Raw genomic sequence first — 12,860 nt, 5'->3', positions numbered from 1 at the left:
GTAACCGCAATAGAGTCGAGTTAGACGCTGCATTACCTCTCTAATGCGCTATGGGCACGAAATGCTTGCCTATAGTAAGACAAGCTAGGTTATACAATGCCATTTTCAACACTAAACGCTAGTGTCATGCTGAGCTCTTCTACCTGACCGGCAAATGTGGCTTGCCATTGGCCGCGTAAAATCAGCGGAGGCTGTATCCATCGCCAGCTTAAGCCGGTAACGATGCTCTCCACTGCGCGCTGGGTGCCCGTGCCATCATGGCCGGCGCGAATATAGAGTGCGCAGGGCAAGCCCTGCTTCTCTTCTAGAACAGGGTAGTAGCTGCGATCAAAAAAATCCTTCAGCGCGCCGCTCATATAACCCAGGTTTTCTGTAGTGCCGAGCAAAATGGCATCACAGGCAAGTACATCGTTTGGGCCTGCTTCTAAAGGGGCTTTTACCGTGCAGTGGATCTGCTCAAGGTCAGGATGGCTAGCGCCTCGAACGGCTGCATCGCGTAATTGTCGGGTGTTGGGGGAAGGGGCATGGGCGATAATCAACAGCTGTTTCATATGCAAGCCTCACGTCAAGGCGTCAATCTAAAGGTTTGCGCTAGATAGCGAAAATGCCACACTGATCAAGTGGCTAACAGTAGAGAGCCTATATGCCGAATAAGACCTCTATCAATGTCTTTTATGATGCGCAGTGCCCGCTTTGCCGTAACGAGCGGCGTCGGTATGAGCGCTGGTCGGGACATCATGCGGATGATATCGATTGGCTCGATGTTAGCGAGCATCATCAAGCTCTGCGGGAAAAGGGCGTTAATCCTGACACGGCGCTGCGCTCTCTGCATATCGAAACCGCGCAAGGGCAACTGATTGAGGGTATCGATGCCTACCGTTTGTTAATGGCGCGTATCCCCTTACTGGTGCCAGTAGCCTGGATGATCGGTTTACCGATAATTAAACCAGTGTTGCGAAAGCTTTATGATGTCTGGGTTAAGCGCCGCCTGAAGAAACAGGGTCGATGGTCCACCTAGTTTTCGTACAAAAAAGTTTTCGTACAAAAAAGTTTGCGGGCAAAGCCTAGGCTGTGCGCGAAAGACTCATCAGATAAACCAAGGAGAGAAGCATGGTATTTGCACTTTCATCAATGAAGGTTGCCAGCCCAGCGTTTGCTGATCATCAAGCGATTCCAACCAAGCATACCGGAGAAGGAGAGGATGTTTCTCCAGCACTAGTATGGCAGGGTGCTCCTGAGGGAACCAAAGGATTTGCGGTGATCTGTCATGATCCTGACGCGCCGCTGGTCAAGGGAGGTAGCTACGGCTTTGTGCACTGGGTTCTCTACAACCTGCCGGGCGATGTTCAGGAGTTAACTGAAAAGAGTGCTGTGGGCACCGTCGGCGCTAATGATAAAGGCGGTACAGGTTATTGTGGTCCGATGCCACCAGAGGGGCACGGCAAGCACCTTTACTACTTCTGGGTAATGGCTTTGGAACATCAGACCTCGCTGCCTGAAGGCCTGACGCTGGCTGAACTTCTTAAAGAAGTCGAGCCGCATCTGTTGGGCATGAACCGCTTGGTCGGCACTTATCAGCGAGATTAATAAATAGCTTCTAGCTAGACATTTTGCGTAACCCGTGTAGGCTCCATCGCTTTTTAAGCCCCTGTAGTAGGCTTTTGTATTAGCAAAGTGATGGAGCCGTTTAATGAGCGACCTGCCTAACTGTCCTGCCTGTGCCTCGGAATTCAGCTACGACGATGGACTTCAGTATGTGTGCCCAGAATGCGGCTATGAGTGGTCGAGAGTAGCCGGAGAAGAGGGCGAAGATGACCTATCAAGCGTTCGCGATGCTAACGGCAATATATTGATCGACGGTGATAGCGTTACCGTAATCAAAGATTTAAAAGTAAAGGGCAGTTCACTGATCGTTAAAGTAGGCACCAAAGTGAAAAACATTCGTTTGGTGGATGGCGATCACGATATTGACTGCAAAATTGATGGCATCGGGCCTATGAAACTTAAATCCGAATTTGTTAAAAAAGCCTGAAATGTACTGTTCCAAGAGCCTGCGAGAATTTCTCGTGGGTTTTTTTATGTTTTAGGCCTTTCATAGCTTTTTTAAATGATAATGATTGTTGTTTTTGATGCTAACAGCGCCGAACGTGCAGAGATTGCGCGCAATTTGCTATCCATTTTGCTCAAGGGCTTCACATCAAATTTATACAGGACTAAAATGGTACTCAATTAACGCGGCAATCATTTGGTTAACTGCGTACTAATGACATTAAGGGAGTCGACATGCTCAAGCTTTCTCGGCTGACAGACTATGCCGCTGTGGTGATGGCGCAAATTGCCCGCTACCCCGAGGCGTCGCATGCAGCGACAGAGTTAGCTGAGGCCGTGCAGTTGCCCCATCCGACGGTGAGTAAAACACTCAAAATGCTAGTGAGGGCAGGGCTGCTGGTTTCCCAGCGTGGTGCTCAAGGCGGCTACCGCTTAGCCCGACCTGCATCGCAAATTACCGCCGCCGATATCATCGCGGCGATTGAAGGCCCTGTCGCCATGACCGAGTGCAGTCAAGCAGAAGGCGACTGTGAGCTGGTGGCTACCTGCGGGGTGGCTGATAACTGGCAACGAGTCTCGTTGGCTATGCGTACGCTGCTTGAAAGCGTGACGCTGGCGCACTTAGCTGATACCGCGCCGATCAAGCTGCCGGTGCAACTGCCTATTCAAACGATCAGCCTGTCGGCGGCGTCTGCCTAACAGCGGCGTAAGCACAGCAGGCCTAATTTATTATTTAAAGGCGATGACCTCGCCACCCAACTGCCCGGAGGGTATCACCATGGCAAGCGAAGAAATGGAACAGTTGGTTCGTCGCGAATACAAAGACGGTTTTGTAACCGATATTGAGAGCGACACCTTGCCACCTGGCCTGGATGAAAACACCATTGCCTTTATCTCCAAAAAGAAAGGCGAGCCGGAGTGGATGCTGGAGTGGCGTCTGGATGCCTACCGCCAGTGGCTGAAGATGGAAGCTCCTTCCTGGGCGCATCTTGACTATCCGCCGATTGATTACCAATCGATCTCTTACTTTAGTGCGCCGAAACGCCCAGAAGATCGCCCCCAGAGCTTGGATGAAGTCGATCCCAAGCTGCTGGAAACCTATGAAAAGCTGGGTATTCCACTGCACGAACGCGCCGCCCTGGCGGGCGTTGCGGTCGATGCGGTGTTCGACTCCGTATCGGTAGCCACCACCTTTAAGAAACAGCTTGGCGAAGCCGGGGTTATCTTCTGCTCTATCTCTGAAGCTATCCGCGACTACCCAGAGCTAATCAAGCAGTATTTGGGCACTGTGGTACCCGTAGCGGATAACTACTTCGCGGCGCTGAACTCAGCGGTGTTTACTGATGGCTCCTTTGTGTTTGTGCCAGAAGGCGTGACTTGCCCGATGGAGCTGTCTACTTACTTCCGCATTAACGCAGCCAATACCGGTCAGTTTGAGCGCACGCTGATCATTTGCGAAAGCCGTGCCCAGGTCTCTTATCTGGAAGGCTGTACCGCACCGATGCGTGATGAGAACCAGCTTCATGCCGCGGTGGTCGAGCTTGTTGCGCTTGATGATGCTTACATCAAGTACTCCACCGTACAGAACTGGTATCCCGGTGATGAGAATGGCGTCGGCGGTATCTATAACTTCGTTACCAAGCGCGGCGACTGCCGCGGCGACCGTTCGCGCATTAGCTGGACTCAGGTCGAAACCGGCTCGGCGATTACCTGGAAGTACCCCTCCTGCGTGCTGCGTGGCAAAGATAGTATTGGCGAGTTCTACTCCGTCGCCGTTACCAATGGACGTCAGCAGGCCGATACTGGCACTAAGATGATTCACATTGGCGAAGGCACGCGTTCGTATATCGTTGCCAAAGGTATCTCTGCGGGCAGAAGTGATCAGTCCTACCGTGGCTTGGTGAAAATCGGCCCGCGTGCCAAAGGGGCGCGTAACTTTACCCAGTGCGACTCCCTGCTAATCGGTGATAAGTGCGGTGCCCACACCTTCCCTTACCAGGAAATTGGCAACAGCACGGCGACCATTGAGCACGAAGCGACCACCTCGAAAATCGGTGAAGACCAGCTGTTCTATTGTCAGAGCCGCGGTATCTCGGAAGAGGACGCCGTCAGCATGATTGTTAACGGTTTCTGTAAAGATGTCTTCCAAGAGCTGCCCATGGAGTTCGCCGTTGAAGCCGAAGCGCTGCTCAACGTGACCCTGGAAGGCGCGGTCGGCTAACCGCTGGTCATTTATTCCACTTAATTATAGTAGTGTCGCCGTAGCGACTCGCCAGAATCAGAAGGTAATCAATATGTTGCAAGTGAATGATTTACACGTCTCCGTCGAAGGTAATGAAATCCTCAAAGGCCTGACCCTGACCATCAAGGCGGGTGAAGTGCACGCCATTATGGGGCCGAACGGCGCGGGTAAATCGACTCTATCCGCGGTGATTGCCGGTAAAGATGGCTACGAAGTCACCCAGGGCACGATTACCTTTGAAGGCAAAGACGTGCTCGAGATGGAAATTGAAGAGCGCGCCCAGGCCGGTTTGCTGTTGGGTTTCCAGTACCCAGTGGAGATTCCAGGGGTTAAAAACATTTACCTACTGAAGTCGGCGCTTAATGCCCAGCGCGTAGCTCGCGGTGAAGGCGAAATGCCCGCACCGGAGTTTATGAAGCTGGTCAAAGAGAAACTAGGCTATATGAAAATGGACGCCAGCTTTCTCCAGCGCGCCGTTAACGAAGGCTTCTCCGGCGGTGAGAAAAAGCGTAACGAGATCCTGCAAATGCTAGTGCTGCAGCCGAAGCTCGCCATGCTCGATGAGATCGATTCGGGCTTGGATATCGACGCCATGAAAGTGGTCGCCGACGGCGTTAACAGCCTGCGTGCTGAAGACCGCGCTATTCTGCTGGTCACTCACTATCAGCGCCTGCTGGATTACATTGTACCGGATAAGGTTCACGTCCTGGTCGATGGCCGTATCGTCAAAACCGGTGACGCTGAGCTTGCGAAGCAGTTGGAAGCCAATGGTTACGAAGGTATCGAGGAGTCTGTGGCATGAGCGATACGCAAACCTTTTTAGATACGCTGAAGGCGCGCAGCTCGAACTACACGGCGGAACCTACCTGGATTGCCGCACGTCGCCAAGCGGGTGCTGCGCGTTTTGAAGCGCTGGGTTTTCCCACTCGCCGTGATGAAGAGTGGAAATACACCGATGTGCGCGCGATTGCCCAGGGCAACTTTGCCCTCGCCGACAACGCTGAGTTCTCCCAGGCCAGCGCCGCGGCGCTAACGCTGCCCATTGATGCCTACCGCCTGACGTTTGTGGATGGCGTTTTCTCATCGGCGCTCTCGGATGTGGATTCACTGCCGTCGAGCGTTCAGGTGTTGCCGCTCTCCAAAGCATTGGCAGAAAATCACGAGGCTGTGGGTGGCCCGCTGGGGCGCTTAACCGGTGTGGATTTTTCGCCCTTCGCCGCGCTAAACACCGCCTTTATGGAAGAGGGTGCCGTGGTGCGTATTGCACCCGGCACCGTGGTTGAGAAACCCATTCTGCTGCAGTTTCTGTCCCGTGCGGGCCAGCCGGTGATGTGTCACCCGCGAGTGCTGGTGGAAGCTGGCGGCCGTAGCGAAGCCACACTGATCGAGCACTACACCGGCGAAAGCGAAGCGGCTAACTTTACTAACGTGGTAGGCGAGCTGATGCTTGACCGCGGTGCGATCCTAGCCCACTACAAGCTGCAAGAAGCGCCGCTGGGTGATATGCACGTGGCGAGCATTCACGTTGAGCAGGGCCGCGATACGCGCTATACCTCCTACAATTTGAGCCTGGGCGGTGCGCTGGTACGTAACGACTTGATCAGCGATTTGAATGGTCTGGGTGCTGAAACCAACTTCTTGGGGCTGTTTTTCGGTCAGGGGCGCCAGCACGTCGACAACCACACTAAGGTTAACCACAATGCGCCGCTGACGTTCTCTAACGAGAACTACAAGGGCATTTTGGACGATCGCGCCCACGGGGTGTTTAACGGCAAGGTCTACGTCAAGCGCGATAGCCAGAAAATTGAAGGTTTTCAAAGTAACCAAAATCTGCTGCTGTCGGATCGCGCCCACATCGATGCCAAGCCCGAGCTTGAGATTTACGCGGATGACGTTAAGTGCTCCCACGGCACCACCACTGGCCAGCTAGATGAAGAAGCGATCTATGCACTGCGCACGCGCGGTATCGATGAAGCCACTGCCCGGGGGCTGCTCACGCTCGCTTTTGCTGGCGAGGTGTTGGACAAAGTCACCCTGGATGAGATTGCCGAGCGCGTTGAATTAGCGGTTGCTGGCAAGCTGCCAGAGCGCTTCAATCTTGCCGGGCTTGTCGAAGCGGCGGTTTCACTTAACGACTAGCGCCACTATCCAATCAGGAGCGTCTGATGTCACATCCCGTTATTGAGCCAATGCCCAGCCCTTCTCAAGCGAGCCCTGAGCAGGCGACCTTTGATGTTATGCGCCTGCGCCAGGACTTTCCGGTGCTGGCCCGTGAGGTGCATGGCAAACCGCTGATCTATTTAGACAACGCGGCGACCAGCCAGACACCTCAGCAGGTGATTGATGTGTTTAGCGATTACTACTCGCGCTATAACGCCAACATTCACCGTGGGTTGCATACCCTAGCCGATGAGGCGACGGCGGCGTTTGAAGGCACGCGGCAACGGGTTAAGGCGTTCCTTAATGCGGAAGATGCGCGTCAGATCATCTTTACCCGTGGCACCACGGAAGCGATTAATCTGGTCGTTCATAGCTGGGGGCGTACAAACCTCGCTCCCGGAGATGAAGTGCTGATTTCCATGCTGGAGCACCACTCCAACATTGTGCCCTGGCAGCTGCTGGCCGCTGAGATTGGTTTTACCATCAAGGTGATTCCCGTCGAGGCCAACGGCGCGCTGGATATGGCCGCTTACCGCGAGCTGCTGAGTGAACGCACCAAACTGGTGGCGGTTAACCACGTCTCTAACGCCCTGGGTACTATCAACCCGGTGCAAGAAATGGCAGCCCTTGCCCATCAGCAGGGTGCGCTGATTCTAATTGATGGCGCCCAGGCAGCACCGCATCAAGTGATCGATGTGCAGGCCATCGACGCCGACTTCTATGCCTTCTCCGGCCATAAAGTGTATGGACCCACTGGCGTTGGCGTACTCTATGGCAAGCAAGCACTGCTTGAAGCCATGCCGCCCTGGCAGGGAGGCGGGGAGATGATTAAAACAGTCTCCTTTGACGCAGGCACCACCTTTGCCGCTATTCCGCATAAATTTGAAGCGGGCACGCCTGCTATTGCGGAGGTCATCGCCCTGGGCCGAGCCCTTGAGTGGATGGAGAGTGTCGGTATAGCTGCTATTGGTGACTGGGAAGGGCAACTACTTGATCAAGCTACTCAGGCGATCGGGCGTATCAATGGTCTGCGTATTTTAGGCACTGCGCCGCAAAAAACAGGGGTATTATCCTTTGTGGTGGAAGGGGCTCATGCGCAAGACATCGGCCTGCTGATTGATCAGCTTGGTGTCGCTATTCGTACCGGTCACCACTGCGCACAGCCCTTGTTGCATCATTTTGGGGTCGACGCGACGTGCCGTGCTTCATTTGCGGCGTATAATACGCTCGAAGAAGTGGATAGTTTTGTTGAAGCACTCCAACGTGTCATTGGTATGGTGCGTTAAGGTCGGTTCTTTAAGGATCGTCATTTAAGGACAGTTATGGATTTTGAGCAAGTTGCCAGCCTCGAACGTGGTCAACAGTTGCCGCTCCAGCGCGATGTGGAGGCTATTGCCATTCCGTTTGGTAGCACGGAAACACTGGCCGAAGATAACGTTGTTAGCGTCATGCAAGCGAAGGGCAGTACGGTAAGCGTCGGTTTTGAGGGGCGACTCTACTTAATTGAGGGGAGCAACCTGGATGCACTGGGGTTAGAGCCGCTACCGCGTCCTACGCTGCCCGAAACGGCTAGCGAGGAGGAGATAGAGCAGTTCGTTTGGGAACAGTTGCGTACCTGCTTTGATCCGGAGATTCCGGTTAATATCGTTGAACTGGGCCTGGTTTATGGCTGCCGCATCGAGCGTCTTATTAGCGGCGAGCGGCTGGTGACCATTCGCATGACGCTGACGGCCCCTGGTTGTGGGATGGGCGATGTGATAGCGGCGGATGCGCGCAATAAAATACTCGGCGCGCCGCAGATCAGCAAAGTGCACACCGAAATAGTCTTCAGCCCGCCCTGGAGCCGTGACATGATGAGTGACGAGGCCAAACTTGAACTGGGCATGTTCTAGGGCCTGCTGGGTTAAGCCTGGCTGGGGAGCTGGATGCACAGCGTTTTGTTGAAATGGCTAAAGCGTTTATTAATGTCGCTAGGAGCGTTATTGCTGCTGGCGACATTGCTGTTTATAGGTGGCAATTTTTGGGTGCTCGCGACGACTGCCGCTTATATTGAGCGTCAACCGCAGCAGTGCCGCCCGGCAGATGTGGGGATTGTCTTCGGCACGTCGCACTGGACACGTAGAGGGGGGCGCAATCCGCACTTCCATGCCCGCATGCGAACCGCTGCTACCCTAATTGAACAGTCCCAGGTCGAGCACCTTTTGCTCTCCGGGGATAACCGTACCCAGGCATATAACGAACCACGGGCAATGTGGCGCGAGCTGTATCGCCGCGGCGTAGCGTCTGAGCAACTGACCATGGATTTTGCAGGCTTTAGTACCTACGACACACTAGCGCGTGCCCGGGATGTCTTTCAGTTGGAGAAAGCCCTGTTGATCACCCAGAGCTGGCATCTTCCCCGCGCGGTGTATATTGGTCGTGCGCTAGGTATCGATGTCACTGGCTGTGTGGCGGATGACCCTACGGTAACGGTGGGGTGGCGTTTAAAACTGCGCGAGTGGGCAGCGCGTGTGGCTACCCTGGGCGATCTCTATGTGTGGGGGAGGGAGCCCTATTTTCTCGGCACGCCCGAGCCCATCGAGTTGCCCAGGCGGGCGCCCATCGATCTTATTTTGCCTTCGCTAAACGAGCGCTTTACAGCCCCTTAGCGGTGCGTTTTACGCTTTTGCAGCGCATACAGCTCGCGGATAAGCTTGCGGCACCCTTGCATACACTCTTCTACCACCGGTTCGATCGGTTCGGGTAGAGGGTGGGTAAACAGCGAGGAGAGCGCCTGCATCAGTACCCGCTCTTGCTCTAATAGCTCATTGATCAATACCTGACTATCGTTGCCGACAAAGCTTTTCAGGCGACTCCAAAGCCATAAAAAATCATCGCGTTCGACGTCCGCATCCCGAGGCAGCATTTTCAAATGCGCACGGGCGAGCTCCTGCAACTTACGCATTTTCTTGAGCCGTTCCGTGTAATGCGGCTTTAACGCGTCGCGCAGTGAGGGTCGCAGGCGTTCGATATTGTCTTGGAAATAATCAATGCTATCGGCCAGCGCTTCCAATACGCTGTCCATCGCCACTTGGCGATTATCGAGAAACATGAGCGTCTACCTCCTTCGGTGACGCAGATTGTGGCGGTGACAGCGCCGATTTGCCACCCCCTCAATGGTTTATTTTTGCATTAACGCCTTAACCTTTAGGCTTGGGAGGCGCTTTTCGGGCGGGCGTGGCATTTTTTTCTATATGCTCAATGATCATGCCTGCAATATCTTTACCGGTAGCGCTCTCGATGCCCTGTAAACCAGGCGACGAGTTAACTTCCATTATCACCGGACCATGATTAGAGCGCAGTAAATCGACACCGGCCACGCGGAGTCCCATGGCCTTGGCAGCGCGAATCGCTGTTGAGCGCTCTTCCGGGGTGATCCGAATCACACTCGCGGAACCACCGCGGTGTAGGTTTGAACGGAACTCACCCTCTGCCGCTTGGCGTTTCATCGAGGCGACGACTTTATCGCCGATCACAAAACAACGAATGTCGGCTCCGCGCGCTTCCTTAATGTACTCCTGCACCATAATGTTGGCTTTCATACCCATGAACGCCTGGATCACTGATTCAGCCGCTTGGTTAGTTTCTGCCAATACCACGCCAATGCCTTGTGTGCCTTCAAGCAGTTTAATCACCAGCGGAGCGCCTTTGACCATGGTGATTAAATCGGGAATATCGTCGGGCGAGTGAGCAAAACCGGTAATTGGTAGCCCAAGCCCCTTGCGAGACAGCAACTGCAGCGAGCGCAGCTTGTCCCGCGAGCGGGTAATAGACACATTGTCGTTAATAACGTATGTGCCCATCATCTCAAACTGACGTAACAACGCACAGCCGTAAAAGGTCACCGATGCACCAATGCGTGGGATCACCGCATCAAAATGCTCAATTTCTTGACCTTTATAGTGAATTGAAGGGTTGTGCGATGTAATGCTCATATAGCAGCGCAGCGTATCCACTACACGAGCGGTATGTCCACGCTGCTCTGCGGCTTCAACTAAGCGGCGGGTAGAGTACAAGTTGCGATTGCGCGAAAGCAGAGCGATATGCATCTAGGGGACTCCGAGCCTGGGTAAGGCGGCAAAATGGATTAAGGCTCACCGTGCAAAAATGCAGCACCGGGAGCGACCAGCAAGCGCCGCATGGCACGGCGTCCTAATAGCATCGGATGGCGCATATTGCTACGGTCAGTAAGCGACAGTTCAACAGGAAAATTCAAATCGCCCATCTGCATGGGAGTACGTATCACATAACGCCACTCGCTATGGCCGTTGGAACTGGTGACCTGGCGCCGATCATGCAAGTGCAAACTGTAGCGGTGGGCCGGCGTGTCTGGGCCACCGCTGTGGGTAATAAAACTAACCCACAGTTGACCATGTTCATCTTCATGTGTCTCTATTTCTTCTGCGTGTAGAGCAGACGTGCGTGCGCCGGTATCTGCTTTGCAGCATAGGTGAAGTCCTAGCTCAGGTAGCGTCACCATTTCACGGCGGCCAATAACCGCCTTAGCCTGATAGGGTAATTCCTTCACGGCTCACTCCTTACAAATGAAAGTGACAACATCAGATTAAGTGTTCCTGTGTGACATCATCCGGGATAAACGGCGTTGAATAGGAGAGCCTTCGGGCGCATCCCGCAGTGCCATCATGATCGGTAAACGTAGCCGTGGTATTAACGCTATATCACGCACTACGGCGGCAAAATCGCTACGCTCATCTTCGCTCAAGCGTTGCAGAAAGAGCGGTAGGCGCTGAGCGTCTTCCAGATAGCCCCAACCGCGCCCGGCGATAGCCGCCAGAACATCCGGCCCACAGGCCGCTGTGTCATTGAGCAAGGCCGTGTACCAATTGCCCACCGCTGATGCCTCCGTATTCCCCACTGCGCGCAGACAGGCACACAGCGTTTCAATATCGCCCGCTTGAGCGGCGGCTTCACCGCGCCGCTGCAGTGCGTCAACCAACGCTTGTGGCAATGGCTGGTGCTCTAAACAGTAGCACAGGGAGTGAATAACGGCGGTAGGCAGCTCAGGTAGCCGTAGTGCTAGCGATTCAGCATCAGCCGTTTCCATACGCACAGCGTAATCGGCAATTCCTTGTAGCCCCAAGGCCTGCCAATCAATTGTTTGCTGGCCGCTCAAGTAGGCTTCAACGGGCTCAAAATGTTGGCTCGCAGGCAGGCCTCTATCATGGGTCGCGCGAGCATTGAGCATAGCCTGGAAAGTGACACTAGGTGTGAAGGCGAGGGGATTATCCTTCATTAAGTGATCCACGTCCGCTGTTTCTTCACGGCCTACCTGGGAAACGGCGCGGCCGAGCGTTTCCAGTAGGCGGTTTAAAAACGCATCGCGCTGGGCAGGAGCAATCATGCCCTGCTCATCCAGCGGCAGGGCCAGGAACCAAATGGCAGGCTCGGGCATATCGCCAAGGCGAAATACGATGGCTAGGCGCGCTTGGCCCTGCCAGGGTTCCGGCCAAGCCATTTCGCCACCTTCAAATGCAGCGAGTGACGCCCGTGAGCAGGGGACGACATGGCGGCCCATATGGTAAAGGGAAACCTCGCCACCACTGCGGGTAAAAAACTCATCAAGGGTTTGAATCGGTTGCATGACATCCTTCCGCGTTGCAAGCCTGCACTCTACCTTGCTGATGTGGCACTGTCAGCCGCAGTGACGGATAAACATAGTGTTCATGCCCTTGGCTTAAGGCATTGGCATTAATGACAATGCGGTTAAAAAATAATCAACTTTGCGCAAGCCCCATGAGAGCACGCGTTGCGACACCTTTCCATAGTTTATCCACAGGCTCGTGCAGGTTTTCTGTGAGTCTATGGATAACTCCCCGCAAGTGTTGATAAGTGGCAAGCCGCCCGCCGAGTGGGGATAATAGACAGGCGCCACATATTTTTCATTTCTGAGGTAGTGACAAACGACTTTATGAGTACTTATCAACCGCTGCAGACAGCACTTTTAGAGCTTGAAGCGTCGATGAAAGCCGCCGACTTATGGCGCATGCCAACACCTGATGCAGAAGCGTTCGCCAGCCAGCAGCCATTTTGCATCGATACCATGTCGCTGCCGCAATGGATCCGCTTTGTGTTTATCGCGCGCTTGAATGCCTTGATCGATGCCCGTGCTGCGATGCCCGCTAATTGTGACGTAGCGCCCGCTGTGGCAGCCTATTTGCAGCAGGAAAAAACACCTGCCCACCACCAACTGCTCATCGTGCAGGCGGTAGAGAAAGTCGACCAAATCGTCACCGAGAGTGAATAGGAAAGCGTTGATTGGGAAGCGTTGAGGGTAGGCTCATAGCAGCGAAAGCCTGCCAGACAGGCAGGCTTTGGGGATAACTTTCAAAGAGACAGTTTTACCGACGGC

The 12,860-nt window shown here is 54.1% G+C and carries 16 protein-coding genes; 11 read left to right on the top strand and 5 right to left on the bottom strand.

Going from position 1 to position 12,860, the window contains the following annotated elements; translation table 11 throughout:
- Positions 1-89 precede the first annotated feature (89 nt).
- Positions 90-551 (bottom strand): NAD(P)H-dependent oxidoreductase, encoded by a 462-nt coding sequence (locus tag QT230_RS18640; RefSeq protein WP_308323659.1) that lies wholly within the window; start codon positions 549-551, stop codon positions 90-92.
- Between the two features lie 92 nt (positions 552-643).
- Between QT230_RS18640 and QT230_RS18635 the strand changes: the two genes are divergently transcribed.
- The 10 genes from QT230_RS18635 to QT230_RS18590 all read left to right on the top strand — a co-directional run bounded on the left by QT230_RS18635 (position 644) and on the right by QT230_RS18590 (position 9,099).
- Entirely contained in the window at positions 644-1,018 is a 375-nt protein-coding gene (locus QT230_RS18635) for a DUF393 domain-containing protein (RefSeq protein WP_308323658.1), read from the top strand.
- Positions 1,019-1,110: 92 nt separating this feature from the next.
- Entirely contained in the window at positions 1,111-1,587 is a 477-nt protein-coding gene (locus tag QT230_RS18630) for a YbhB/YbcL family Raf kinase inhibitor-like protein (RefSeq protein ID WP_308323657.1), read from the top strand.
- Positions 1,588-1,690: 103 nt separating this feature from the next.
- Entirely contained in the window at positions 1,691-2,032 is a 342-nt protein-coding gene (locus QT230_RS18625) for a zinc ribbon domain-containing protein YjdM (protein ID WP_308323656.1), read from the top strand.
- Positions 2,033-2,283: 251 nt separating this feature from the next.
- Positions 2,284-2,748: an SUF system Fe-S cluster assembly regulator gene (locus tag QT230_RS18620; protein ID WP_308323655.1), complete on the top strand. Its 465-nt coding sequence runs from the start codon at positions 2,284-2,286 to the stop codon at positions 2,746-2,748.
- A 79-nt stretch (positions 2,749-2,827) separates the two neighbouring features.
- Complete coding sequence (gene sufB, locus QT230_RS18615) at positions 2,828-4,270, top strand: Fe-S cluster assembly protein SufB (protein WP_022522975.1); 1,443 nt, start codon at positions 2,828-2,830, stop codon at positions 4,268-4,270.
- 73 nt (positions 4,271-4,343) lie between these two features.
- A complete protein-coding gene (gene sufC, locus QT230_RS18610; RefSeq protein ID WP_308323654.1) occupies positions 4,344-5,093 on the top strand; it encodes a Fe-S cluster assembly ATPase SufC in 750 nt (249 codons plus the stop codon).
- Complete coding sequence (gene sufD / locus QT230_RS18605; RefSeq protein WP_308323653.1) at positions 5,090-6,430, top strand: Fe-S cluster assembly protein SufD; 1,341 nt, start codon at positions 5,090-5,092, stop codon at positions 6,428-6,430. Before sufC ends, sufD begins: the two co-directional genes overlap by 4 nt.
- 26 nt (positions 6,431-6,456) lie before the next feature.
- Entirely contained in the window at positions 6,457-7,737 is a 1,281-nt protein-coding gene (locus QT230_RS18600; protein WP_308323652.1) for a cysteine desulfurase, read from the top strand.
- Positions 7,738-7,773: 36 nt separating this feature from the next.
- Positions 7,774-8,343 (top strand): putative Fe-S cluster assembly protein SufT, encoded by a 570-nt coding sequence (sufT, locus tag QT230_RS18595; protein WP_308323651.1) that lies wholly within the window; start codon positions 7,774-7,776, stop codon positions 8,341-8,343.
- Positions 8,344-8,376: 33 nt separating this feature from the next.
- Positions 8,377-9,099, top strand: coding sequence for an ElyC/SanA/YdcF family protein (locus QT230_RS18590; protein ID WP_308323650.1), 723 nt, complete (start codon positions 8,377-8,379; stop codon positions 9,097-9,099).
- Here the strand turns inward: QT230_RS18590 and QT230_RS18585 are convergent.
- The 4 genes from QT230_RS18585 to QT230_RS18570 all read right to left on the bottom strand — a co-directional run bounded on the left by QT230_RS18585 (position 9,096) and on the right by QT230_RS18570 (position 12,092).
- On the bottom strand, positions 9,096-9,542 hold the full coding sequence (locus QT230_RS18585) for a hypothetical protein (RefSeq protein WP_308323649.1): 447 nt from the start codon (positions 9,540-9,542) through the stop codon (positions 9,096-9,098). The two genes, QT230_RS18590 and QT230_RS18585, sit on opposite strands and share 4 nt — an antisense overlap.
- A gap of 88 nt (positions 9,543-9,630) precedes the next feature.
- On the bottom strand, positions 9,631-10,539 hold the full coding sequence (gene rimK / locus QT230_RS18580; protein ID WP_308323648.1) for a 30S ribosomal protein S6--L-glutamate ligase: 909 nt from the start codon (positions 10,537-10,539) through the stop codon (positions 9,631-9,633).
- A 38-nt stretch (positions 10,540-10,577) separates the two neighbouring features.
- Complete coding sequence (locus tag QT230_RS18575) at positions 10,578-11,018, bottom strand: RimK/LysX family protein (protein ID WP_308323647.1); 441 nt, start codon at positions 11,016-11,018, stop codon at positions 10,578-10,580.
- Between the two features lie 36 nt (positions 11,019-11,054).
- Positions 11,055-12,092 carry a DUF3549 family protein gene (locus tag QT230_RS18570; protein WP_308323646.1) on the bottom strand — a complete coding sequence of 346 codons (1,038 nt, stop codon included), beginning with the start codon at positions 12,090-12,092 and terminating at the stop codon, positions 11,055-11,057.
- Positions 12,093-12,419: 327 nt separating this feature from the next.
- Here QT230_RS18570 and QT230_RS18565 point away from each other — a divergent pair, with 327 nt between their 5' ends.
- Complete coding sequence (locus QT230_RS18565; RefSeq protein WP_308323645.1) at positions 12,420-12,755, top strand: YqcC family protein; 336 nt, start codon at positions 12,420-12,422, stop codon at positions 12,753-12,755.
- Positions 12,756-12,860 lie beyond the last annotated feature (105 nt).

This window comes from Halomonas sp. SpR8 (assembly GCF_031010195.1).
GTDB lineage: Bacteria > Pseudomonadota > Gammaproteobacteria > Pseudomonadales > Halomonadaceae > Vreelandella.
The sequence above is the reverse complement of the archived record's forward strand: the minus strand, read 5'-3'. Positions and strand labels throughout refer to the sequence as shown.

What these genes read in the sequence shown, in the direction of transcription:
- QT230_RS18640 (WP_308323659.1), bottom strand. Translation starts at nt 551, where the DNA reads ATGAAACAGCTGTTGATTATCGCCCATGCCCCTTCCCCCAACACCCGA.
- QT230_RS18635 (WP_308323658.1), top strand. Translation starts at nt 644, where the DNA reads ATGCCGAATAAGACCTCTATCAATGTCTTTTATGATGCGCAGTGCCCG.
- QT230_RS18630 (WP_308323657.1), top strand. Translation starts at nt 1,111, where the DNA reads ATGGTATTTGCACTTTCATCAATGAAGGTTGCCAGCCCAGCGTTTGCT.
- QT230_RS18625 (WP_308323656.1), top strand. Translation starts at nt 1,691, where the DNA reads ATGAGCGACCTGCCTAACTGTCCTGCCTGTGCCTCGGAATTCAGCTAC.
- QT230_RS18620 (WP_308323655.1), top strand. Translation starts at nt 2,284, where the DNA reads ATGCTCAAGCTTTCTCGGCTGACAGACTATGCCGCTGTGGTGATGGCG.
- sufB (WP_022522975.1), top strand. Translation starts at nt 2,828, where the DNA reads ATGGCAAGCGAAGAAATGGAACAGTTGGTTCGTCGCGAATACAAAGAC.
- sufC (WP_308323654.1), top strand. Translation starts at nt 4,344, where the DNA reads ATGTTGCAAGTGAATGATTTACACGTCTCCGTCGAAGGTAATGAAATC.
- sufD (WP_308323653.1), top strand. Translation starts at nt 5,090, where the DNA reads ATGAGCGATACGCAAACCTTTTTAGATACGCTGAAGGCGCGCAGCTCG.
- QT230_RS18600 (WP_308323652.1), top strand. Translation starts at nt 6,457, where the DNA reads ATGTCACATCCCGTTATTGAGCCAATGCCCAGCCCTTCTCAAGCGAGC.
- sufT (WP_308323651.1), top strand. Translation starts at nt 7,774, where the DNA reads ATGGATTTTGAGCAAGTTGCCAGCCTCGAACGTGGTCAACAGTTGCCG.
- QT230_RS18590 (WP_308323650.1), top strand. Translation starts at nt 8,377, where the DNA reads ATGCACAGCGTTTTGTTGAAATGGCTAAAGCGTTTATTAATGTCGCTA.
- QT230_RS18585 (WP_308323649.1), bottom strand. Translation starts at nt 9,542, where the DNA reads ATGTTTCTCGATAATCGCCAAGTGGCGATGGACAGCGTATTGGAAGCG.
- rimK (WP_308323648.1), bottom strand. Translation starts at nt 10,539, where the DNA reads ATGCATATCGCTCTGCTTTCGCGCAATCGCAACTTGTACTCTACCCGC.
- QT230_RS18570 (WP_308323646.1), bottom strand. Translation starts at nt 12,092, where the DNA reads ATGCAACCGATTCAAACCCTTGATGAGTTTTTTACCCGCAGTGGTGGC.
- QT230_RS18565 (WP_308323645.1), top strand. Translation starts at nt 12,420, where the DNA reads ATGAGTACTTATCAACCGCTGCAGACAGCACTTTTAGAGCTTGAAGCG.